The sequence below is a fragment of the Winogradskyella aurantiaca genome (assembly GCF_003362725.1).
Classification (GTDB): domain Bacteria; phylum Bacteroidota; class Bacteroidia; order Flavobacteriales; family Flavobacteriaceae; genus Winogradskyella_A; species Winogradskyella_A aurantiaca.
Map to the genome: position 1 here is coordinate 95,486 of NZ_QKTV01000004.1, position 22,458 is coordinate 117,943.

At 34.3% G+C, this 22,458-nt stretch carries 23 protein-coding genes; 22 read left to right on the plus strand and 1 reads right to left on the minus strand.

The window, feature by feature from the left end; all coding sequences use genetic code 11:
- The first annotated feature begins 11 nt into the window (after positions 1 to 11).
- The 4 genes from DN064_RS08175 (at position 12) to DN064_RS08190 (ending at position 4,455) form a co-directional block, all read left to right on the plus strand.
- Positions 12 to 1,286: a hypothetical protein gene (locus tag DN064_RS08175; protein ID WP_115462152.1), complete on the plus strand. Its 1,275-nt coding sequence runs from the start codon at positions 12 to 14 to the stop codon at positions 1,284 to 1,286.
- A 191-nt stretch (positions 1,287 to 1,477) separates the two neighbouring features.
- Positions 1,478 to 2,266 carry a PhzF family phenazine biosynthesis protein gene (locus DN064_RS08180; protein WP_115462153.1) on the plus strand — a complete coding sequence of 263 codons (789 nt, stop codon included), beginning with the start codon at positions 1,478 to 1,480 and terminating at the stop codon, positions 2,264 to 2,266.
- 221 nt (positions 2,267 to 2,487) lie between these two features.
- Positions 2,488 to 3,552: an alpha/beta hydrolase gene (locus tag DN064_RS08185; RefSeq protein WP_115462154.1), complete on the plus strand. Its 1,065-nt coding sequence runs from the start codon at positions 2,488 to 2,490 to the stop codon at positions 3,550 to 3,552.
- Positions 3,553 to 3,591: 39 nt separating this feature from the next.
- Positions 3,592 to 4,455, plus strand: a complete 864-nt coding sequence (locus DN064_RS08190) for an alpha/beta hydrolase family esterase (protein WP_115462155.1) — start codon at positions 3,592 to 3,594, stop codon at positions 4,453 to 4,455.
- A 315-nt stretch (positions 4,456 to 4,770) separates the two neighbouring features.
- Here DN064_RS08190 and DN064_RS08195 read toward each other — a convergent pair whose 3' ends face one another.
- Positions 4,771 to 5,190 carry a winged helix-turn-helix transcriptional regulator gene (locus DN064_RS08195; protein ID WP_115462156.1) on the minus strand — a complete coding sequence of 140 codons (420 nt, stop codon included), beginning with the start codon at positions 5,188 to 5,190 and terminating at the stop codon, positions 4,771 to 4,773.
- A gap of 81 nt (positions 5,191 to 5,271) precedes the next feature.
- Between DN064_RS08195 and DN064_RS08200 the strand changes: the two genes are divergently transcribed.
- The 18 genes from DN064_RS08200 to DN064_RS08285 all read left to right on the plus strand — a co-directional run bounded on the left by DN064_RS08200 (position 5,272) and on the right by DN064_RS08285 (position 22,396).
- Complete coding sequence (locus DN064_RS08200) at positions 5,272 to 5,970, plus strand: hypothetical protein (protein WP_115462157.1); 699 nt, start codon at positions 5,272 to 5,274, stop codon at positions 5,968 to 5,970.
- 183 nt (positions 5,971 to 6,153) lie between these two features.
- Positions 6,154 to 7,026: a hypothetical protein gene (locus DN064_RS08205; RefSeq protein ID WP_115462158.1), complete on the plus strand. Its 873-nt coding sequence runs from the start codon at positions 6,154 to 6,156 to the stop codon at positions 7,024 to 7,026.
- A 205-nt stretch (positions 7,027 to 7,231) separates the two neighbouring features.
- A complete protein-coding gene (locus DN064_RS08210; protein ID WP_115462159.1) occupies positions 7,232 to 8,083 on the plus strand; it encodes a helix-turn-helix domain-containing protein in 852 nt (283 codons plus the stop codon).
- Positions 8,084 to 8,173: 90 nt separating this feature from the next.
- Positions 8,174 to 8,566, plus strand: a complete 393-nt coding sequence (locus DN064_RS08215; RefSeq protein ID WP_115462160.1) for a hypothetical protein — start codon at positions 8,174 to 8,176, stop codon at positions 8,564 to 8,566.
- Positions 8,567 to 8,648: 82 nt separating this feature from the next.
- A complete protein-coding gene (locus DN064_RS08220) occupies positions 8,649 to 9,023 on the plus strand; it encodes a hypothetical protein (protein ID WP_115462161.1) in 375 nt (124 codons plus the stop codon).
- Positions 9,007 to 9,498, plus strand: coding sequence for an anthrone oxygenase family protein (locus DN064_RS08225; RefSeq protein ID WP_115462162.1), 492 nt, complete (start codon positions 9,007 to 9,009; stop codon positions 9,496 to 9,498). Before DN064_RS08220 ends, DN064_RS08225 begins: the two co-directional genes overlap by 17 nt.
- A 34-nt stretch (positions 9,499 to 9,532) precedes the next feature.
- The gene (locus tag DN064_RS08230) at positions 9,533 to 10,129 is read left to right on the plus strand and encodes a carboxymuconolactone decarboxylase family protein (protein WP_115462163.1); all 597 of its coding nucleotides are present in this window, start codon (positions 9,533 to 9,535) and stop codon (positions 10,127 to 10,129) included.
- 26 nt (positions 10,130 to 10,155) lie between these two features.
- A complete protein-coding gene (locus DN064_RS08235; RefSeq protein ID WP_115462164.1) occupies positions 10,156 to 10,995 on the plus strand; it encodes an NmrA family NAD(P)-binding protein in 840 nt (279 codons plus the stop codon).
- 170 nt (positions 10,996 to 11,165) lie between these two features.
- The gene (locus DN064_RS08240) at positions 11,166 to 12,221 is read left to right on the plus strand and encodes a hypothetical protein (protein ID WP_115462165.1); all 1,056 of its coding nucleotides are present in this window, start codon (positions 11,166 to 11,168) and stop codon (positions 12,219 to 12,221) included.
- A gap of 39 nt (positions 12,222 to 12,260) precedes the next feature.
- Positions 12,261 to 12,653 carry a hypothetical protein gene (locus tag DN064_RS08245; protein ID WP_115462166.1) on the plus strand — a complete coding sequence of 131 codons (393 nt, stop codon included), beginning with the start codon at positions 12,261 to 12,263 and terminating at the stop codon, positions 12,651 to 12,653.
- Between the two features lie 345 nt (positions 12,654 to 12,998).
- Positions 12,999 to 14,021 (plus strand): sodium:calcium antiporter, encoded by a 1,023-nt coding sequence (locus tag DN064_RS08250; RefSeq protein ID WP_157962269.1) that lies wholly within the window; start codon positions 12,999 to 13,001, stop codon positions 14,019 to 14,021.
- Positions 14,021 to 15,247, plus strand: a complete 1,227-nt coding sequence (locus DN064_RS08255) for an adenylate/guanylate cyclase domain-containing protein (RefSeq protein WP_115462168.1) — start codon at positions 14,021 to 14,023, stop codon at positions 15,245 to 15,247. Before DN064_RS08250 ends, DN064_RS08255 begins: the two co-directional genes overlap by 1 nt.
- A 152-nt stretch (positions 15,248 to 15,399) precedes the next feature.
- Positions 15,400 to 18,882, plus strand: a complete 3,483-nt coding sequence (locus tag DN064_RS08260) for an adenylate/guanylate cyclase domain-containing protein (RefSeq protein WP_115462169.1) — start codon at positions 15,400 to 15,402, stop codon at positions 18,880 to 18,882.
- A 126-nt stretch (positions 18,883 to 19,008) separates the two neighbouring features.
- Positions 19,009 to 19,458 carry a hypothetical protein gene (locus DN064_RS08265; protein ID WP_115462170.1) on the plus strand — a complete coding sequence of 150 codons (450 nt, stop codon included), beginning with the start codon at positions 19,009 to 19,011 and terminating at the stop codon, positions 19,456 to 19,458.
- Positions 19,451 to 19,852: a hypothetical protein gene (locus DN064_RS08270; protein WP_115462171.1), complete on the plus strand. Its 402-nt coding sequence runs from the start codon at positions 19,451 to 19,453 to the stop codon at positions 19,850 to 19,852. Before DN064_RS08265 ends, DN064_RS08270 begins: the two co-directional genes overlap by 8 nt.
- Positions 19,852 to 20,199 carry a DUF2147 domain-containing protein gene (locus tag DN064_RS08275; protein WP_157962270.1) on the plus strand — a complete coding sequence of 116 codons (348 nt, stop codon included), beginning with the start codon at positions 19,852 to 19,854 and terminating at the stop codon, positions 20,197 to 20,199. The genes DN064_RS08270 and DN064_RS08275 overlap by 1 nt, the downstream gene beginning before the upstream one ends.
- A 68-nt stretch (positions 20,200 to 20,267) precedes the next feature.
- A complete protein-coding gene (locus tag DN064_RS08280; protein ID WP_115462173.1) occupies positions 20,268 to 21,368 on the plus strand; it encodes a DUF1214 domain-containing protein in 1,101 nt (366 codons plus the stop codon).
- Positions 21,369 to 21,601: 233 nt separating this feature from the next.
- On the plus strand, positions 21,602 to 22,396 hold the full coding sequence (locus tag DN064_RS08285) for a DUF3050 domain-containing protein (protein ID WP_115462174.1): 795 nt from the start codon (positions 21,602 to 21,604) through the stop codon (positions 22,394 to 22,396).
- Positions 22,397 to 22,458: the final 62 nt, after the last annotated feature.

The window sequence follows — 22,458 nt, forward strand, 5'->3', positions numbered from 1 at the left end:
TTACATGACTTATGAAAAATATATATCTAATTTCATTTATAATCATCCTCTTTTATGGTAATGTCCAAAGTCAAACATGGGAAAAGCCATATGTCGGTTCCGATAGTACCGTACTATATCTCCCAGATGCAAATGTTGTTTATTGGCGTTATGGTTGGAAACGGGAAGTAAATGATAAAAATGGGATTGTAATCAAAGGGGAATTCCCTAATGCTCGATATTTTAGTTATAACGTGTACAACGATGATACTAAAATGTCATTAGGTAGCTTCACAGATTTTGAAATTATACCGGAGAAGGTGGGGACTAATCCTTTCAAGACTCCTGAGACTAATAATAGCGGTTCTTATACTTTATTTGTCGTCCCAGAAGGCTCCGAAATTTCTGGAGAAAATATTTTGCACTTCCCTGATTCACTTACAAATGTTTCAGTGATACTAAGACACTATCTTCCAGAAGGTAATATCAATGGCGGGAAGGAACTCGCAAAAATATCTCTCTTGGATGTTGAAACTGATAAGATAATTGATGCCCCACCAAGTGTTCCAATCCCAAAATTATCTAAAGAAGAAGTAAAAACATATTTAATTCCACTTTTTAAAAAGTTGACAAAGGAATTCGAGGAAAACCCTAAAAAGGTGTTGTCTAAATTGGAAGATCAAAGAAAACAAAAGTCATTAAAAATAAATGAATTGGTGTGTAAAGAAGTTGTAGCCCGCTCATTTACACATTTTAAGTCAGGCGATAGCGTTCATTCTTTTAATCTTCAGACACAAGGAACCTATCCAAACAATGACAATTATTACCTAACAATGCCGATTATAAGAAAAGGAAATGAAGTATTATTTGTCAAATTTAAAAATCCAAAATACCCAAAATCAAGAAGCGACTATTCAAAATCAAACATTCGATATTTTTCTATGAGTCAAGGTGATGAATACACATATAATTATCTCACTTTAGCCGATAAAGATTTAACAGTAAGTGATGACGGTTACATCTATATCATTGTTGCAGATAACAAAAAAAATATAGCTGATAAGGCTAAAGAATTAAACATTAACTATATGCCTTGGGAAGTGAATGAAAAAATGCTTCTAATATATCGCCAAATGTTACCTAGAAAAGAATTTGAACACGGAATAAATAAGGTTAAGAAATATAATAATGATAAAAATGAGAAAGGACAAATGGCGGATGAATTTATAGGTGATTTTGCTCCTTTCGGAAAGTTCATTGATGTCCAACAATTTCTCCTTATTGATAATATTAAAAAACTGGAGTAAACATTTAGAACAATACCTGTTAGTAATTGCTTGTTCTCAAGCACTTCTGAAAATTTGCCACCGCACAGTTTGCACTTTGTACTCATGTCTCACGGATTTTCAGTTTAGTGTGCACTTACAGGCTTAAGTGCCAAACTGCTATATTACTCATAGCCAAGACTGTTGACTCTGATTTTAACCAGTAGCATGAAATGAAGCTAGACCTATATCAAATAGATGCATTTACAGACAAAATATTTGGTGGAAACCCAGCCTGTGTCGTCCCGCTAAAGGAATGGTTGCCTAATGATATACTTTTGAATATCACAAAGGAAAATGCCGTTGCTGAAACCGCTTTTTTTATAAATAAAGGGGACAAAATACACTTACGCTGGTTTACTCCTGAAATAGAAATGGATTTATGCGGACATGCAACACTTGCAACGGCACATTGCCTGAAATCAATTCTCAATTATTCTAAAGAAGAAATTGTATTTGAAACATTGAGCGGAAAGCTGACTGTTTTTACAAAAAATGATTCTTACTTTTTAGATTTTCCTTCGCGTATGCCCAAAACCACAGAACTTCCTAATATAATAAAAGAATCTTTAAATATACAGCCGAAAGAAGTCTATAAATCTAGAGATTATCTATTGGTATATAATACTGAAAAGGACATTAAGAACATCAATATCAACAAACACATATTTGACCGAATAAATCTTGCCCCAGGAGGGGTAATAGTTACAGCAAAAGGTGATAATAGCGATTTTGTTTCAAGATTCTTTACGCCACAAGCATCCATTTTAGAAGACCCAGTAACTGGTTCTGCTCATTGTTCGTTAATTCCATTCTGGTCACAAAGACTTAGAAAAAAAGAACTGAATGCAATACAAATCTCTGATAGAGTTGGTTTTTTAAAATGTGAGAATAAAAATGATAGAGTAATCATAGGTGGAAAAGCAAAAACATATTCAATTGGAAGCTTATGGATAGAATAAATCTACCGCGAACAACGTGTAATCATAATTATGATTGGATTCAGTTTTCTCTAAACGAAGTAAAAAGTTAGTCAAATTCACTCTTAATTTATAAAATACAGTGCTTAACCGAAAACCCTAACTTTAAACCCGTAACGGACGGTTATACGAGACCGTTGGAGGTAATTAAACCTTTATGAGAAAATACAGTCCAAGAACGGAATTTAATTAATGTACCAATTATGAATAAAATTGCTTACTTAATAATTTTCGGGGTATTATTATTTACTGCTTGTAGTAAAGATGAACCAATTTCACCAGTCAATGCAATACCGGTAGTAAAGGCTGAAGCCTCTTACACGATTTTAAAAGAAGAAGATATCACTTATGCTAATGGACTTAGTCATAATGCAACAAGTAATTCCGCTTTTTCAATTCCCCTAAAATTAGATTTGTATTATCCTGATAATAATTCTAGCAATAGACCTGTTTTTATGTTTATTCATGGAGGTGGATTTACAGGAGGAATAAAACATAAGCCTGAAATAGTAGATATGGCAAATTACTATGCTTCAAGAGGATGGGTTTTTATTTCTATAGATTATAGAACAACAGAAGAATTGGGAGTAATACAAGGAATGACCCCAGAAGAATTATTAGTGTATTACAGAGGAATTGCACCACAAGAATGGATTGAGAATGCTTTGCAGGGAGCACAGAGTTCGGGTCAAGTTCAGCAAGCTACTGCTATGTATCTCGCCCAAAGGGATGCAAAAGCGGCTCTTCGTTGGATAGTTGCGAACGCAAGCACTTATAACATAAATAAAGATTTTATTACAGTTGGTGGGGCTTCAGCAGGAGCTATCACTACTATTGCTTTGGGAATTTCAAATCAAGAAGACTTTAGAGACGAAATCACCATTAGCGAGGACCCAACACTATCTACTACAAACTTAAACCAAACTTACAATGTGAGGAGTATGGTTTATTTCTGGGGTTCAAATATAAAATTAGATGTATTTGAAGCAGTTTATGATTTGAATCAATACGACAGATATGACGGTAGCGATCCTGAATTGTTCATGGGACATGGTACTGCCCAGGATCTTGTCACACCGTATGAAGAAGCACTTGAACTGCAAAGTATCTATAACTCTTTGGGTATTTACAACAAACTGGCGACCCTAACACTACCGAATGGTAACCCTGCAGGACATGGAGCTTGGAATGGTGTGGTAGATGGAAAAGGCCTATCGGAATTAACTTTTGATTTTCTAGTTGAAAGACAAAATTTGAGTGTCGAATAAATAACTACCGCCAACAATATTATATTTTATCTAAACAGTATGAGAAAAGTAATTGTGTTTTATATGCTGCTACCAATGCTATTGCTTACAGCATGCTCTAAATCAGAGGATGAGCAAAATGTTCAAACTGGAAAAATGACAAAGAACCTCATAGTCAATGGGACTGCCAGAGAATATATTATTTATGTCCCAGAAAGTTATAATGCAACTACTGAAGTCCCTCTATTATTGTCTTTTCATGGGTTAACAAGCAACATGGACTTTAATTATAACTATACAAATTTTGATGAGATCGCAGAACGTGAAAATTTTATTGTTGTTCATCCGAATGGTATTGATAATAGGTGGACACTAAGCGCAAATAATAACCCAGACATTGATTTTATCAAAGCTCTATTAGAGCAATTGGAGAATGACTATAATATAGAATCTAACCGAATATACAGTACAGGAATGTCAAACGGAGGAAATTTTAGTTTTACATTGGCTTGTGGGCTAAGCAATAGAATTGCCGCTATTGGATCGGTAACAGGATTAATGCTTCAAGTGGCTATTGGCGATTGCATTCCAACAAGACCTTTGGCTATACTTCATATACATGGGACGGAAGATTCAATAGCGAATTATGCATTTGTACAAGGGGGCCTAGATTTTTGGATCGAACATAATTCCACTAATATGAATCCAGTTGTTTCTAATATCCCAAATATAGATACTCAAGATGGCAGTACGGTTGAAAAATATGAGTATTTAAATGGTGAAAATGGTGTAGAGGTTCTGCATCTTAAAGTCATAGGAGGTGGTCACCAATGGCCAGGTTTTCAGGGAAATATGGATATTAATGCTTCTGAGGAAGTTTGGAACTTCGTAAAAGCCTTTGACCTAAATGGCAAAATTGAATAATACAACTACTGGCAACACCACCTACTCCGTACGCGACAAAGCACTGCTTTAGAGTAAACGGATATCACGAAGTGATCATTGCTTCTTCTTCGGTGATTTGAAATTTATTCCCACATTTAATCACAGAAGAAAGCATGAGTGTTGAGTGAATGCAACGCGCTTCGCTACCGGTTAGAAAACACCAATCACACCGGAGTGGGGCTACCCTGCGTTGCCAGACGCAACGAAATGAGCTTGCGAATTCATGAGCTCCTCAAAAATAAAATTGATGCGAACTACATGATAGCTAAACCGTTGTATGCCATTTGAGAACAACTATTCAAATTGAATCAACATTGAGCTATAATTATTCTGAACAGTATCAATGATCATTGATTTATCAGCCTTAAGACCATCCACTAAATCTATTTCATTGAACTCTCTCAGATTAATGTTGCCCCATAGAGTGAGTTCGATAATTATTGTAGCTAAACCTATACCCTTCTTTGTAAGCAAGTAAATATTCTCTTTTTTATTTTCAGGAAGTTTTCTCTTTGTAACTATTTTATAAGACTCTAACAATTTAAGTCTAGCTGATAAAATACTTGGGGCAATTCTTTCATCTGAATCTGATAATTCTTTGAATGTTCTTTTATGTTTAATTAGCATATCTCGGACAATTAACAAAGACCACTTATCGCCAATAATGTCTAAAGTCGAAGCGATTGGACAACCAGAACGAAATCTATTATTCATTTTATTTAACTATTATTTCGATAGTAATAATTATTTTTACTATCGAATCGAAAGTAAAATTATGAAATTAAATCAAGAATTATGTTAGCAGGTCACTTCACTACAGCATTGATTGCAAAACACAAATTTCCGAAAGGAACTCTTTTGTATTTCTTAATTATATCTCAATTACAGGATTTTTTGTGGTTTTTATTCCATTATTTAGGACTTGAACCAACCGAGCCAAGTGATGCATTTGATGCTACTTTAAGTAATATGATGGTAGATATGATTTACAGTCACGATTTGTTACCTCAGTTATTTTGGTTGGCAATTGTTTTCTTACTTGGAAAATCCCTATTTAAAAGTAGTAAAATAGGTCTGGTAAGTGCGGCTTTAGTATCAATTCATTTTATTTTAGATTTCTTTTCAGGTCATATGCACCACATTTTTGGAACTGATACAATGGAAGCAGGACTTGGACTATACGCCTCTAATCCTTATTTAGCTATTTTAATAGAAGCCTTATTTATTATTGGTACTTTATGGTATTTCTTTAGAGAAGAAGCAAAAAAAGGAATTATCAGAACTACAAAAAATAGAATTGCAATTGTTTCTGTTTTCACTTATGGAATTGTTTTTATGTTATTAATTGCCACAAAATCATTTAGAGAACTATTTAGTATTCCAGAATTTGAATTAGGTTTTAACACCAATATTCCCACACTCATTTTCACTTATGGAGCAATGCTATATTGCTTGAATCACTATGCAACGACATTTGAGACGAAAAAAGAATAAAAAAACAGTATACAAAAAGGTAAAAAAGTAATTGCGGTTTCGATACATACTCCAACTACTTTAGTGCTTAATTGAGTACATTGGTTTTTGAAAGTAACCTCCATATTGTCCGCTACTACTCTTAAACAAAACGTTATTAAACCAATGAAGGAAATACTAGTCTAATAGGGAAAAATAAATAACATGAGAAAATTCAAATTTTTGATAGCTGCCGTAGTGGTATTATTTCTGTCTTGTAGTAATGAAGAACAATCACCTCAACCTACAGAAGCACAAGGGTATAACATGCTTCTCATTGGAAATAGCTTTTTTAGACCTTACGCGGAGAAACTTGATGTTATGGCAGTTGATGCTGGTTTTATAAATCACAATAGTAAAACTGTCTTTCGCGGGGGCGAAAATGGAAGACCTATCAATTTTTGGAACGATTCCACAAGTGCAGAACATCAAGAGATAAAGTCTATACTTGATGCGGGAAATATTGAATATTTTGGGATGACTTTTGGACATGATTCAATCAATCGAATTGAAGGTCATCACGCTTGGATAGAATATGCATTACAAAACAATCCAGACATCACTATTTTTATATCATTATCACCTTTTGACTTTCCTAATGGAGATCCAAATGGTACTCGACCTGATTGGAATACATTTGCAATAGACAACGGATTCAGCTCAATACAAGAGTTTTATGCTTATTATGTAAATGAGATCATACACAACGAAATTGTAGACGAATTGCGTATTGAATTTCCGTCTACCAAAATATTTACTATCCCAACTGGATTAGCAACTTTTAATTTAGCACAAATGAAAATTGATGGCCTATTGTTGGATGATATTGCTATGTTTGGGGCACGCGAAACTTCTATTTTTACTGATCCAAAAGGACATCAAGGTGATGTAGTTCGCGAAACAGGTGGTCTTATATGGCTAAATAGTATCTATAATGCCGATCTAAATACCAACACTTATGAAACAGGATTCAATACTGATTTACACGAAATTGCAAAGCAAATAACCAATAATCATGATCCAAATTACAAACAGTAGAGACCAACTATTTAAGAAATCATGAATCTAAAAAACAACAACAGCTAACAAAGAATATACGTAATGCGGGTTGGTGCGATATTATTAAAACCTAAGGCAACTAATAAATCTTTTAGCGGGTTGATAACTTGGAGCGTTAAAATTCCGGACTGCGCATAGACAAACCGTTGGCAATAATTGAACTTAATCGAGATATTTTAAAAGAATGAATCGTGAAATAATAGATATAAATGATTATACCATCTTGTTGGAAGAAGCTTCTACCGATAATAATTTAATTGATTCATGTTTCTTTGATGAACCTGTAATAGCTATAGCATTTTATGGTGCAGGTGATGTTGGTCTAAAGGTAAAATTTGATGAACAAATTAAAGAATTTCATCATACCAAAGGTATGGTACTATCGTTTTATGCCGATAGTAAGGTAGAATTTGAGCATCATGTATCTAAACTAAAATCTTTACAATGTTTAGTAATAGCAACTACCATTAGAAATTTAGATAAACTACCGCATGGAGAAAGTCAGTTTTTGGAACAGTTTTTACACCAATTAGTGCATCCTAAAGATCATTATGTTGAAGGTCCGGTATTTAATATGATCCCAGAAATGTTTCAATTAGTTGAACAGTTCTTCAGTAATACTTACGAGGGTGAGATTAAAATGATGTTTTATAAAAGCCATATCACAGCCTTACTTTCTCATTATTTTGGACAATTGGCTAAACAACAAAACTTAAAGCTTAATTCTTCTCAATTAGAAAAAATTATTCAGGCTCAAGAAATTCTTCTGGCTAATTTAGACACCCCTCCTTCCCTAACCGAACTGGCTAGCAACATAGGAATTAACACCAACAAACTTAAAATAGAATTTAAGGCACAGTTTGGTGTTCCTGTTTTTAAATACCTACAAAACGAACGCCTAAAGAAAGCCTACCATATAATAAAAAACGAACAAAAAACGATCCAGGAAGCTGCTTGGGCTGTTGGGTATGATAGTTTAGGGTCGTTCTCAAATGCCTTTGAGAAAAAGTTTGGCTGCAGACCAAGCCAGATATAAATTCTTTTCGAATAAATGATAATTCCTTTGGAATAAAAGGCTGGTAAGCTAGCTCTATAGATTTGTATCATAATTAAAAACCAAACAATTATGATCAACAGAATCCTATACAGTACTGTATGCGCCATCTTAGTATGGATCCTGGGTGTAAGTTGCTACTATCTATCTTCTTTTTTGACAATTTTAGAAAACACCCAACTACAATCAAATATTGTACTTGCGCTTGCCATTGTACCATGTGCATGCATTGGAACTTACCTGTTTTATAAAAGAAGCTTTATCAAACCTTCGGTATTAGCATTAATCTTTATCGGGGTTTCTATTGTATTGGATGCCCTAATTACAGTCCCACTGTTTATTATTCCAAATGGCGGCAGTTTCTCGGAGTTTTTTGGTGATGCTATATTTTACACCCTAGTCGTCGAGTTTTACTTTATAGTGCTATACTATGGCACCCATATAACCCAAAGCGCTGAAGCTTAAACACATACATGGAATTAAACCACTAACCTTTAATTTATCCTTCAACGCAATCAAATAAAAATTCCAAAAATAGACTTCAAATATGGTGACTCTAATTAAAATTTTAGTGGGAATTATAGCGACTCTCGTTATTATTACTGTAGACTCTTATAATTCAAATGGGGCAACTAATGAGTCTATTGCGCAGCATTCTTCAATAGCTTTAGATAAATCTTGTAAAGAGAAAGCTTATAAGATTCTAGAAAGTAAATGCAATATCTGTCATCGTAAGCGTAACAGAAGAAGAGTATTTACAAAAGAAAATATGGACAAATGGGCAAATGATATTTACAAACAAGTCTTTATAAAAAAAAGAATGCCAAGAGGAAAGAATGTAAAACTCAGTCCAGACGAATATCAAGATTTATTAACATGGATAACAACCACAAAAAACAGTCAAAATGGAAATCAATTATAAAATTATTGTTCTCATACTAAGTGTTCTCTTTACAGGTTTAACAGCCGGGTTATGTTTTACTTGGTCCAACGCAGTTACGCCTGGTATTGGAAGATTAGATGATATTAGTTATTTAAAATCTTTTCAAGCTATGAACAGGGCAATTATAAATGCTCAATTTATGCTTGTATTTATGGGACCAATCATACTGCTATTTTTTAATGCTTATTTATTTAAAAATAACGATACAGGTTTTTGTCTATTTCTTATTGCGGCAATACTCTTCCTTATTGGTATAGGTTTGGTAACCGTTTTTGGCAATGTTCCTCTAAACGAGATATTGGATAAATCAAATCTAGAATCACTCTCAAAATTAGAATTACAAACACTTCGAAGCAAATTTGAACAGCCATGGAATCGTTGGCATATGGTGAGAACGCTGTCCTCGCTTACTTCCTTTCTGCTATTAATCTGTGGTATTCTATATTTAAAATAAAACGCAATAAAATCTACAAACAAAAATTAAAATTATGCCATTTTTCAAAAATTTAAACGAGCTATCAGACATTACAGATATCACTTGGAACGACCGAAAAAGGTTAGGTCCACTAGACAAGGCTTCTCAACAAATTATGCGAGGAAAATCAAACTTTACCTACGCCCAAAAAGAGCTTTTCGCAGCCTATATTTCTGGACTTAACGCATGTAGTTTTTGTTATGGTTCTCATGTAGCGGTAGCCGAAAATTTTGGTGTTTCCCCAAATGTTGTAGAAGCGCTATTAGAAGATATTTCAACAGCGCCTGTAGATACTCATGAAAAACCACTATTTAATTACCTCAAAAAACTAACTCAATCAGCTAGTAAACTTACACAAATAGATGCTGACCATGTATTTAATGCAGGTTGGACTGAGGAAGATCTACAAGAGGTCATCCTTATTGGTTGTCTTTTCAATTTTTATAATCGCTTACTTGATGGTCACGGTATAAAAGGCAACAAAGCTATTTATCATTTTGGTGCAAATCATTTACATAAAAATGGCTATAGCGTTCCTTGGTTTATTGGATTAATCAAAGGCTTTATCAGAAAAAGTAAAATAAAAAAGCTTCAAGAATTTGAAGCCTAAATAATTTCAATTAAAATTTAGAATATATGAGCAGAGAAAATATTTTAATAATCGGAGGAACTGGAAAGACTGGTCGCCGAATAGCAGAGCAATTACAAAACAAAGGAATTGAACCAAGAATTGGCTCAAGAAATTCATCACCAAGCTTTGATTGGGATAATAAAGAAACATGGATAGAAACCTTGAGCGGCATCGAAAAAATGTATGTTACGTATTATCCTGATCTAGCTGTTCCAGGAGCCAAGGAAGCTATCGAAAGTTTAACTTATTTAGCAAAAGAATTAGGTGTTAAAAAAATGGTGCTGCTCTCTGGAAAAGGTGAAACTGAAGCTGAAACTTGTGAAAAAATTGTGATGGATTCCGGCTTGGATTACACAATAATTAGAGCATCTTGGTTTAATCAGAATTGGAGCGAAAGCTTCTTTTTAGACCCTATTCTTTCAGGAGAAGTGGCATTACCACTATCAGATGTTTTAATTCCATTTGTAGATGCTAATGATATTGCAGAAGTAGCAGCAACTGTATTACTAGATGATTCTTATAATGGTGAAATTATTGAGGTAACAGGTCCAGAATTAATTACTTTTAAGGATATTGTCAATATCATTTCAAAGACTAGCAACAGAAGATTAAATTTCTATGACATTACATTAGAACAGTATATTGAGGGTATGAAGCAAATGCAAATACCTGATGATGTTGTGTGGTTAATTGAGTATTTATTTAGCCATGTTTTGACCAATCCAAATAATCAACAGGTAGTTAATGATATTGAACGAGTTTTAGGCAGAAAAGCAAAAACATTCTCGGAATATGCTCAAAAGACTGCTGAATCTGGAATTTGGAATCAGGTAGGCGTCAAATAACTATTGCCAACAAAGTGTGTAAGTAATAGCGGTCTAGGTGAAAAATTAAACCGTTTTTGTTTTTAAAATATTATTTTAACAACCTGAAATATCGTTATATGTAGTCTGCTTCTACATATCCACAAACCGTTTTTATCACACCTTAACAATATCTAAAGTCTTGGGTCCAGATGATCAAACTCTTCAAATACACTCGTAGAAAACTACTCTCTGAAAATCAACTCAGTAAGTACCTCGCCTATGCAATCGGTGAGATTTTCTTGGTCGTAGTCGGAATACTAATTGCACTTTGGATTAATAACAAGAATCAAGAAAGAATTTACGAGGCAAAAGCAGTGACTATCTTAACGGAAATTCAAAGGGATTTGAAAAAAGACATTAGATTATCTAAAGATGTTGTTAATAGATTTATCACCCATGACTCAATTGCTAGGTTAATATTATGGGACAAGCTCACCACCCATGAAATGTTCAATGGTACTAACGGGTCACCTTACGAAATTGTATATCAAGGTATAACTTTCGAAACCTCTGATAATGGCTATCTTAATTTTAAAGGAAACCTCAATAACATACCAAGTAAATACAATTCTATAACAAATAAATTAAAAGAATTATACGATGTGAGAGTGGTAGAACTGGAAGTTTCTAATGAGAGAATACGATCAATTGTTTTCGAAAATCTTGATAAGATTAATAGGTTTGATTGGCATATTGAGAGCATAAAAAATGGATTACCAGAGGAAGCAAAGAACTATTACATGCGAGATTTAGAGTTTAAAAAAACAGTTTTAAAGTATATGAATGGTATTGAGAATGTTTTTCTTTCAACGGAAGTATTTAAATCAACAGCTATTCAATTGCATAATAAAATTTCGGATATTCTAAATATTGATGATTATATACCTTACTCGCCTACTTTCAGCTCCAATCTAGGTTCTTTAAAGGGAAAGAACATTCTTGGGAAATACAAATTAAAGGAAACGGTGAGTCAAAGGTTTCCAGCAGTTATAGAACTTAAGGAAGTAGACAACAAATTGCAACCTTATGCTCTTGGCTTGCCTGAAGTTAAATATTATTGGAACGATAAAACAACTTTTTTATATACGATGGATTATGGAGAACGCCTCTTAACCTATATCACCTTTAATAGATCAAAAAATAGCGAATTTTTTATATCAGTAAGTAAAAGCGAGTATGCTTATTATACCAAAGTAAATGACTAGTTAAATTGTAGAAAGGATCTAAAACTTGGGTTACCCTACATGATTTCTCTACTGATACAATTTGTAGTATATCTATTTAATCAACTAGAAGAATACATCTTACCGCCTACTTACCATCAACCAAACATTGGCTACAATAAAATAGTTGATCCAAGGCTTTCGGTTAAAATGCCGACGATTTTAGCACAAATGAAAATTGATAGTCTCTTGTTGGATGATATTGCCTTGTTTGGGGCACGCGAAACTTCCATTTTTACTGATCCAAAAGGACATCAAAGTGATATAGATCGCGAAACAGGTGGTCTTATATGGTTAAATAGCATCTATAATTCCGATCTAAACACCAACACTTATGAAACAGGATTCAATACTGATTTACACGGAATCGCAAAGCAAATAACCGACAATCATGATCCAAATTACAAACAGTAGAGACCAACTATTTAAGAAATCATGAATCTAAAAAACAACAACAGCTAATATTAGCTATGAGTAATTGTCTCATCTACTTATTATCGCTTGTTCTCGGTGGATTTGTTTATTTATTTTCGCAGCCTACTTGATGGTTGCGGCAAGTTTTGATAGTTCAATAGAATTTTGTTACTTATCTCAAGGAAATAGTCCTTTGACGATGGTGAAATTTAATCTGTCTATATTTTCAGAATGTATTTTTTAAAAATTTTATCTTCTTTTCTCTTTATACGGGTTGAAATACTATAACTAATATGCTCATTTATTTGTTCACAAGAAACTAATGCCTAATACGTGATATTCTTAATGAATTTAGAAATTAGTTTTAATTATAGTATATGGATCTTTCTAACATCAGTAATACTGCTTTGGGTTTTTAGTAATAAATTATCGAAAGTAGTTAACTTCATTGATGATGAATTTAAATTGGGTAGTTCATTTGGTGGTACCATCATATTATCAATAGTCACAAATCTGCCCGAAATTGCAATTACAGTTAATGGCGCTTTTAAGGGTAATGTAGACCTGGCAGTTGGTAACCTATTAGGAGGTATTGTAATTCAATCTATGCTTTTAGTGCTTTTTGATTTTGCGTCTCGAAAAGAAAAAAAACCATTAAGCACTTTAGTCAGTAATAAATCAAGTATTCTTCAAGGTCTGTTTTTAGTAGTTATTCTAACCTTGGTTATTTTAGGAAAACAGCTAAACGAAACCACTCTTTTTTTAAGAAGCACCATACCTGAACTGTCGATTGCTTTAACTTGGATTACAAGTATTATTTTATTAAAAAAGGTACAAGTGAACGACAATAAAAACACCCAAAAATTAAAGACAAAGGGGACCTCACTTACACGAAAATCATCTATTTTATGGCTTATCTCTATTTCTGCGGTTGTGCTAGTGTTTGGTGTACTTTTAGAGATAACAAGCGATACAATCGCAAATCACTATAATATTAACGGAATTATTTTTGGCGCTACCGTATTGGCCTTAGTCACTTCGCTTCCCGAGGTTTCTGGTGGACTTGAGTTTGTAAAAGAAAAGACATACCAGCCAATAATTAGTGATATTTTTGGTGGCAATGCATTTTTACCTGTACTGTTTCTACTTGCAACCTTAATAACAAATGATAGCATACTGCCAAAAGCACATAGTATTGATATTTACTTAACTACTATTGCTATACTTATTACATTGATTTACATGATGGGTATGCTACTCAAACTTCCCAATAGAAGAAAAGGAATTGGTATTGATTCTTGGCTGGTAATGGCTATCTATGTACTATCAATAATTGGAATGTTAGCCATAAATAACCACACACAATAATGGCTATTAATTTTAATAAAAAATCTCATTTTTTTCAGAGAATAATTGATGTTGGTGCTAATAAAGAGTTTTCATTCACAGAAAAAAGATATCTAAGAATAACAAATATTGCCTCTATTCTTGGAACGGGGTATAATGCAATTTGGATGCTAATTGCAATTTTTCTAATAGACTCGCAAATAATGTACTGTAGCAATGCTGTGACAGGATTGATGTTTCTTCTTGTTTTATTTTTCAATAAGAAAGGTTGGCGTGTTTTGGCCTCAGTATGGCTTATTGTCTTATCGTATTCATCGGTTATCTATTTTATTTATTTGCTTGGATATTCCTCAGGAGTTGCAGTCATTTGTTTCTTACTAATTATACTACCCTACATAACTTTTCCTCAAAGGGCAAGAAAGTTAGCTCATGGTTTTAGTCTTCTAGCTTGCTCAACTTTAATTGTTGCTGTCTGTCTTCAATCGAATATTAATGCCCAATATAATGGCGTAGATCCATACTTATCTCAAGTAGTCAATATTAGTTTAACGGGTTTAATCTGTCTCGCCATCATCTGGAGCTTGTCTATTCTAATTGATAGATCAGAGGAATCCTTATTGGTTGAACAGAAAAAAACAGATGACCTTTTGCATAACATTCTTCCGGCACATGTTATACCAGATTTAAAAGAAAACGGTAAAACCATTCCTAAAAGGTATGATAATGTAACTATTTTATTAACTGACTTTGAAGGGTTTACCGAGCTTGTATCATCCATCTCAGAAATCACTTTGGTCGAGGAGCTCAATGAGATTTATGGGCATTTTGATGAAATAATGGAGGAGACAAACGTTGAAAAGATTGAAACAATTGGCGATGCATATATGGCTGTGTGTGGACTTGAAGAAGACGTCATTTATCATGCTGTTAACTGTATTATAGCAGCACAGAAGATGCTATCCTTTCTGGAAGAGAGGAATAAGAGCCATGCCATACAATGGAAGATGAGGGTTGGGATACATTCAGGAACTATAGTTGCTGGTGTTGTGGGCAAAAAGAAATTTGCCTACAATCTTTTTGGTGACACCATCAATACGGCAAGCAGAATAGAATCCGCTGGTGAGGCCGGTAAAATCAACATCTCCTCATCCACTTATGACCTGGTTAAAAACGACTTCGCATGTCTGTCTCGTGGAAAGATCTTTGCAAAGGGAAAAGGAGAATTGGAAATGTATTTTATAAACTAACTTCAAGCTATCAAAGTTTATACTACTAAATATCCATGTACATAAGAGAATCGTTGGCTGCTTTAAGAATAATTTTATTAAAACTTTCTGGCAAAAAGCTTAAATTTTAGCCAAAATAAATACCGAATAAAACGCAAATAATATTGGTACCAATGCTATGGAATGAGCTCTTTTTTAAATCAGAACTATGGTATCGTCTGTCCGCTTGTATAGCCATAATAGTTCTTGTAGGATGCAAGCCAGACCATAAAGAGTTTGAACTTGCAGATAAACAACAACCCATTCAGGTTAATATAGTCTCACCTGACACTATTCTCCTGGCTAATCTACCAGACAGTCTACAGCCCAAACCAATATTTCTAGAAAACAGGCCAGCACCATTGAAAATTAAAATCCCAAAACCGGGTTCATCCGACCGCCCTGAGTTCCACCCAATCTTTAAAAAATCCCCACTGAAACCTCCTGTTGAAGTCGAGGCAGAATTTTCAACGGTATTCCAAAATTATTCCACTGAGGAAGGTGTGGCTGTCGACCTAATCTCTTGCTCATTTGCAGATTCAAAAGGTAACCTTTGGTTTGGCACATTTGTTGCCGGTTTGAGCAAATACAATGGAAAAGTTTTTACCAGATATACAACATCACATGGCTTAATTGATAACGAAATTTCTCAAATTTCAGAAGACCAACAAGGGAATATATGGATCGCCACCTCAAAAGGTGTTTCCAAATTTGATGGGGCAGGTTTTACAACTGTATATAATGAAAGTAAGGTAACTCACATTCTTCAAGACAGGGATGGGACATTTTGGTTTTCCACCTATAAAGGCCTTGTTCATCACACTAATAATGGCAACACACTTTATACAAAAAATAACGGTCTTTCCTCTAATCGCGTACATACATTAATCCAGAATGAATCGGGTGAATTATTCATAGCTAATGAAAATGGAATAAGCATTTACGATGGTGAGAAGTTCACTCATAAAACCGATGAGATCGATCCCAAGTACAGGCCCATCCGACAAATTATTATTGACAATAATCAAAATATCTGGATAGGATCACCCTTTGGCCTTGCAAAAGTTACTAAAGAGAATATCCGTTATTATCCTGTCAATAAAAAATTCAATAAATATTCGAAAACTTATACATTTTTAGATAGTCAAGGTAATATTTGGCTTGTAATTCGGGGAGAAGAAATACTTCGGTTTGATGGTTCAAATTTTACTTCAATCAATCCTTCGAGAGAAACAGAAAATAATGATATAGAAAATATTATAGAAGATGCAAGCGGCAATATTTGGATGGGAACAAATTCAGGCATAATAAAATATGCAGGAGATGCAATTCTTAATATCAAACGAGAACAAGGAATCATTGACAGGAGTATCAGAAGTATTGTTCAAGATGATGAAGGTTACCTCTGGTTTGCCGGAAACTCGGAAGGCATAAGCCGATTTGATGGTGTTCATTTTTTGAACTTTAGCATAAGACAAGGATTGCCCACACAAATTTTTTGGGCAATTGAAACAGACGATAAAGGCAATATTTGGTTAGGTACCACTAATATTGGCTATGGTGGTCTCATAAAGTTTGATAAAGAGTCTTTTACTATATTATCAAAGAATCAAGGATTGGCCTCCCCCCAGGTTTATTTCATTTATCATGACCAAAATGACTCCTTATATATTGCCACGTCTGCCGGAATAAGCCTATTCGACGGAAAGTCTTTTACCAATTTTTCAGACAGAAATGGACTTGTCAACAATCAGGTGTTTTGTATAACAAAAGATAAAAATGGAGATTTCTGGTTTGGTACGGCAGATGGTATTAGCAAGTTTAATGGTCAATCCTTTATCAACTACCATGGGGAGAACGGACCAGGTGACGCAGACATTAAATCCATCATTGAAGATAAAGACGGGAACCTCTGGTTGGGTAGCTATGGAAAGGGCTTATACCGATTTGATGGGGATTCTTTTCATCAATTTACAACCCAGAATGGCTTACCTGATAATGTCATTACACAAGTTGCCTTATCCGAAGAAGGTAATATTGTGATAGGGACCAATAACGGCATTGCCATACTTAAGGGGTTTAATCAAAAAAGGAAAATAAATAACTTTCAAAATAAATCAGAAAGTCTTCATATTAATGTAAATAACAGACTTTCAAATAGTGAATTATCCGAGTACGCACCTGTATTTGAAATTTACAACACCAGTACTGGTTATCAGATTAAAGATGTTAACCGCGGACAACGTGGCATCTATTTAGATAAAAAAGGTGTGCTATGGATAGCTACAGGCTCCGAAAAGAGTGGTTTAGTACGTATGGATTATAAAGAACTATCAAATAATAGACGTCCGCCTAATAATACGCTCACTGCCATTAAGATCAATAACGAAAATATTTCCTGGCGAAGTTTAAGGTTAGATTCGACCACGAAAAAATCGGATATCCATTCATTTTATACAGTAGATCCATCAATTTCTGAAGAGATTACTACTTTCGGGAAACCATTGAGTAGGGAAGAAAGATTAGGGTTAAGGTCAAAATATAAGGCCTTAGTTTTTGACAATGTTAGCCCATTCAATTCCATTCCCCAAAATTTGATCCTACCTCATTCACATAACAACCTAACTATTGAATTTTGTGCCATAGAGCCTGCGTACCCAAAACTCGTTAAATATCAATTCAAGTTGGAAGGATACAGCGACTCTTGGAGTCCTCCGTCTAATCAAACCTCTGCGACTTTTGGAAACATTTTTGAAGGTGATTACACATTTTACGTGCGTTCTAAAAGTACTGAAGGGGTTTGGTCGGAACCATTAACCTATTCATTTACTGTTCTCCCGCCATGGTATAGAACACTCTGGGCCTATGCTTCCTATATTATTATCTTTCTTTTTGGTTTCAGGAGCTTTAGTAAATACAGAGAACGAAAACTCATTGCTGAAAAGGAAAAGTTGGAAGAAACCGTTCTAGAGCGGACCAATGAATTAATTCTAGAAAAAAAGAAGTCGGATAATCTTTTACTCAATATTCTACCCAAAGAAATTGCTCAAGAACTAAAAGAAACGGGTAGCGTAATTCCAAAAAGACATAAAAATGTTACAATTCTCATGACCGATTTTAAAGGGTTTACTGAGCTGGTAGCATCTGTCCCGGCCATTACTCTGGTCGATGAACTCAATGATATTTTTGGACGATTCGATGAAATTGTTGAGGAGACAGGTATTCAAAAAATTGAAACCATTGGTGATGCGTATGTTGCTGCATACGGGCTTGAGGAGGAGACGACCGAGCATGCTATTAATTGTATTATAGCCGCACAAAAGATGTTAGCCTACCTTGAGAAAAGAAACGAAAAACATGACATAAAATGGAATATGAGAGTTGGCATACACTCTGGTCCAATAGTGGCTGGAGTCGTTGGAAAGAAAAAATTTAATTATGATCTTTTTGGGGATACCATAAATACAGCAAGCAGGATGGAGTCCTTAGGAGAGCCTGGCAGAATAAATATTTCAGATTCTACATATCAGCTTGTCAAGCATGCCGTCAAATGTGAGTATAGAGGAAAAATCCATGCCAAAGGTAAAGGTGAATTAGACATGTACTTTGTAAAATAAGATGAAATAGACTTAATTGAGGGTTCAAGAGGATCATGTGGAAATAATAACTATTACTGTTAACAAAAACTTGTTTGCACTTTAAAAACTACTGCCAACTATGTATAACTGCCAAAAAAAATTGTAATGAACGTTTTACCTAAAGAAATAAATAATAATTATCAAGGCAGAAAAATAGCGTTATACCTTTTCTATCTTATTGCAATAATGACTGTTGTAAGAAGCCTAATCCATATGTTTGCAACTGACGGCGGCGCTCAGAGTATCGCAACCATCCCCTTAAGCAGCTATTCTGCAGAAGCCGCAGATGTTGTTGTGCACATTTTTGCCGAGTGGGGACTGACCCAATTGCTTTTTGGCATTTTATATATCATTGTTTTGTGGCGATATAAAAGTCTAATTCCGTTAATGTATTTATTCATCTTAACAGAATACTCTGGCAGGCTTTTTCTAACATTCTATAAACCTATCATCTTAGAAGGCAATGCCCCTGGAGGTGTTGGCAATTACATCATGATTCCTTTAGCCCTAATAATGCTTGTTTTATCCCTTCGAAAGACTAAAAAAAATGCTTGACAAATCCTTATCTCTAAAAATCAACACTATCATTTTAGGTGTAATTGCTGTAATTGATATTATTCGAGGATATATGCACACGTTTAATATAAATTATGCATCTGCAAACATTGCTAGAATTGATCCGCACCCAGATGCAATGTACCTATTGGGTGTATTTGGCATGTCAAACTTTCTAACGGCATTCGTTTATGCAATTATAGTTTGGAAAGCCAAACACATAACCCCATATATCTTACTCATAATTCCTTTTGCGTACTTAGTAGGAATTATTGGACTTAGAACTGAAGATGTTCAAATGCAATCAGAATTTAATGGCCAGTACATAATGTTTGGCTATTTCACTATATGCCTCTTAACATCACTCCTGTATTTCACTTCAAAAAAACAATGATGAAGCATTTAATTTTAATCGCAGTAACACTTTGTTCATTTTCAGTATTTGGACAATCTAATCTAACCGGAACTTGGAATACAGGAGAAGACAATACCGTCATTGAAATAACTGAATCAGCTGGTAAAACAACCGGAAAAATTAAATCATCTGACAATCCCAAAGCCACCCTTGGCAAAGTCATGTTAAAGGATTTAAAAAAGAGCAGTAGAAGTTGGAAAGGAAAAATCTACGCAGCTAAAAGACAAAAATGGTACGATGCTGAAATCACCCCAAAAGGCGATGTTCTTGAAATTAAAATAAGTGTAGGTTTCTTTAGTAAAACTGTTGTGTGGAAGAAAACTTAAGATTTAACTACATATCCAAATTATCTAAAGCAAAGAATAAGTAACTGAACGAATTATAAAAGGAAATTATGAAAAACACAATCTTAGCAGTAACAATGATTATTTTACTCGTAAGTTGCCAATCAAACAAAAAAGAAGAATCAACCAAAACAGAGCAATCAACAACAGGAACAGTAACTACTGAGGATGCTTTTTTTGCTACCAATGGAAGAATAGTTACTCCTGAAACATATCCAACAGACGAAACATCCCGTCAAATCCTTAAGAATCAGAACCTAGTTGGAGTAAATAAATTTCTTCATAAGAGCCAATTAACGCCAACAGATAACCAACCAGTTGTTAGAATGAACAGAGATACTTACTACTCATTTGCAGTTATTGATGTTTCCAAAGGAGCTAAGATTATCATGCCTGAGATACCTAAAGGAAAGTATATGTCGGTACAGGGTGTGACAGAAGACCACCGTATTCAAGCAATGAAATATGGTCCTGGGACATTTAACCTATCAACCCATACAGGAAAGCATCTAAACCTTATTATACGACTAGATGCGACGTTCACCGAATCAGAAGTCAAAGAAATTCAGGATAAAATGCGTATAGAATCCAATTCCAATGAAGAATTTAGAACCGCTCCTGTAAATCAGAAATCATTCACTGAAGTGGAAAACGCGCTGAAAGCTAAACTACCTGCTATAGCTAAGCAAGATGATTTAAATCTGATGCAAGGAATGTTTACTGACCCCAATGATGAATCGGGTCAGGACTTTTCAGATGAGAAATATCAAGTTGGCGCAGCAGTTGGATGGGGAGGCGCACAAATGAAGGATAATATTTATGAAGCATCTGGAAACTTTTCTACGGATAGCTGCTACGAGCTTACCTTTGAAGACCCCAAAAACACAGCATTTTGGTCCATTACCGTTTATGATGCAAAGGGTTTTATGTTTAATGATCTAGCCAACTTCAGCTCAAATACTGCTAAAGCGAATGATGATGGAACATACACCATAAGTTTTGGTTGTGGAGAGGGTGCATCGAACAACATAGAAGTCGCTAACTCAACTAACCAATTTAACATCATTGTTCGTCACTACCAGCCATCAAAACGAGTAATTGACGAGGGCTATCGACTCGTGCCTTTCTTGAAAGAAGTTTCCAATGAATAGGGCTTTACTGGAATAAATGATAGAAATAAAATGTTTGGTTAGTTATGAAAAGTAACGTTTTTAATTCCCGTACTACTCATAGCGCTGACCGTTTTATGCAAACCTGGGAAAAATCTGATTGCTTCTAGAACATAATGAATTCGTGACAAAACAAATTTTAACGATTGAATAATCCTTTTTATTAATTGACGTTTGTATTTTTGTTTAGTTTATTTTATTAATGTTTAAACAAAATGAACAGGATAGAGCACATAGAAAAAGAAATCTCAAACTTAAGAAGAGAATTACAAAACCACATTTTATATAAAAATTTAAATACCGTTGAAGACATAAAGGTATTTATGGAAAATCACGTCTTTGCTGTTTGGGATTTTATGTCACTCTTAAAAAATCTTCAAATAAATCTTACTAAAGTCCAAACACCTTGGTCACCGCCAAAAAACCCAAAACTATCAAGATTTATAAATGAAATTGTATATGGTGAGGAAAGTGACATTAATGAATTAGGAGAGCCAAAAAGTCATTTTGAGATGTACTTGGATGCCATGAAGCAAATCAATGCATATACAAATGAAATTGATCGTTTCATAAAGTTGATTGAAATAGGTTATTCTGTAGAATATTCCTTAAATGAGACTGCAATTGATGAAAGAGTGAAAGACTTCGTTAAATTCACCTTTTCTGTAATAGACACGAATAAATCTCACCTTGTTGCTTCTGCATTTACATTTGGACGTGAAGACCTTATACCCGATATGTTCATTGAAATTCTCAAAAAGGCTGATTCCAAAAACGTAAAATATAGCAAATTAACCTACTATCTTGAAAGACACATCGAGTTAGATGGTGACGAACACGGTCCTTTATCCCTTGAATTGATTTCTGAGTTATGTGGTAATGATCGCACAAAATGGGCTGAAGCTTTAGCAGTTGCAAAACAATCTTTAGAAAAAAGAATTTCTCTTTGGGATGCAATCAATGACATCATTCAAAAGAAACAGCCAGTGTATAATACTGTGTATAATTAATTACTAGATCACGGCCGATTTACGAAAATTAGACTGGAATTTTCTATCTGTGATTTGTTTGA

Excerpts from the sequence above, each read along its gene's own strand:
- DN064_RS08175 (WP_115462152.1), top strand. The coding sequence starts at position 12 with ATGAAAAATATATATCTAATTTCATTTATAATCATCCTCTTTTATGGT.
- DN064_RS08180 (WP_115462153.1), top strand. The coding sequence starts at position 1,478 with ATGAAGCTAGACCTATATCAAATAGATGCATTTACAGACAAAATATTT.
- DN064_RS08185 (WP_115462154.1), top strand. The coding sequence starts at position 2,488 with ATGAATAAAATTGCTTACTTAATAATTTTCGGGGTATTATTATTTACT.
- DN064_RS08190 (WP_115462155.1), top strand. The coding sequence starts at position 3,592 with ATGAGAAAAGTAATTGTGTTTTATATGCTGCTACCAATGCTATTGCTT.
- DN064_RS08195 (WP_115462156.1), bottom strand. The coding sequence starts at position 5,190 with ATGAATAATAGATTTCGTTCTGGTTGTCCAATCGCTTCGACTTTAGAC.
- DN064_RS08200 (WP_115462157.1), top strand. The coding sequence starts at position 5,272 with ATGTTAGCAGGTCACTTCACTACAGCATTGATTGCAAAACACAAATTT.
- DN064_RS08205 (WP_115462158.1), top strand. The coding sequence starts at position 6,154 with ATGAGAAAATTCAAATTTTTGATAGCTGCCGTAGTGGTATTATTTCTG.
- DN064_RS08210 (WP_115462159.1), top strand. The coding sequence starts at position 7,232 with ATGAATCGTGAAATAATAGATATAAATGATTATACCATCTTGTTGGAA.
- DN064_RS08215 (WP_115462160.1), top strand. The coding sequence starts at position 8,174 with ATGATCAACAGAATCCTATACAGTACTGTATGCGCCATCTTAGTATGG.
- DN064_RS08220 (WP_115462161.1), top strand. The coding sequence starts at position 8,649 with ATGGTGACTCTAATTAAAATTTTAGTGGGAATTATAGCGACTCTCGTT.
- DN064_RS08225 (WP_115462162.1), top strand. The coding sequence starts at position 9,007 with ATGGAAATCAATTATAAAATTATTGTTCTCATACTAAGTGTTCTCTTT.
- DN064_RS08230 (WP_115462163.1), top strand. The coding sequence starts at position 9,533 with ATGCCATTTTTCAAAAATTTAAACGAGCTATCAGACATTACAGATATC.
- DN064_RS08235 (WP_115462164.1), top strand. The coding sequence starts at position 10,156 with ATGAGCAGAGAAAATATTTTAATAATCGGAGGAACTGGAAAGACTGGT.
- DN064_RS08240 (WP_115462165.1), top strand. The coding sequence starts at position 11,166 with ATGATCAAACTCTTCAAATACACTCGTAGAAAACTACTCTCTGAAAAT.
- DN064_RS08245 (WP_115462166.1), top strand. The coding sequence starts at position 12,261 with ATGATTTCTCTACTGATACAATTTGTAGTATATCTATTTAATCAACTA.
- DN064_RS08250 (WP_157962269.1), top strand. The coding sequence starts at position 12,999 with ATGAATTTAGAAATTAGTTTTAATTATAGTATATGGATCTTTCTAACA.
- DN064_RS08255 (WP_115462168.1), top strand. The coding sequence starts at position 14,021 with ATGGCTATTAATTTTAATAAAAAATCTCATTTTTTTCAGAGAATAATT.
- DN064_RS08260 (WP_115462169.1), top strand. The coding sequence starts at position 15,400 with ATGCTATGGAATGAGCTCTTTTTTAAATCAGAACTATGGTATCGTCTG.
- DN064_RS08265 (WP_115462170.1), top strand. The coding sequence starts at position 19,009 with ATGAACGTTTTACCTAAAGAAATAAATAATAATTATCAAGGCAGAAAA.
- DN064_RS08270 (WP_115462171.1), top strand. The coding sequence starts at position 19,451 with ATGCTTGACAAATCCTTATCTCTAAAAATCAACACTATCATTTTAGGT.
- DN064_RS08275 (WP_157962270.1), top strand. The coding sequence starts at position 19,852 with ATGAAGCATTTAATTTTAATCGCAGTAACACTTTGTTCATTTTCAGTA.
- DN064_RS08280 (WP_115462173.1), top strand. The coding sequence starts at position 20,268 with ATGAAAAACACAATCTTAGCAGTAACAATGATTATTTTACTCGTAAGT.
- DN064_RS08285 (WP_115462174.1), top strand. The coding sequence starts at position 21,602 with ATGAACAGGATAGAGCACATAGAAAAAGAAATCTCAAACTTAAGAAGA.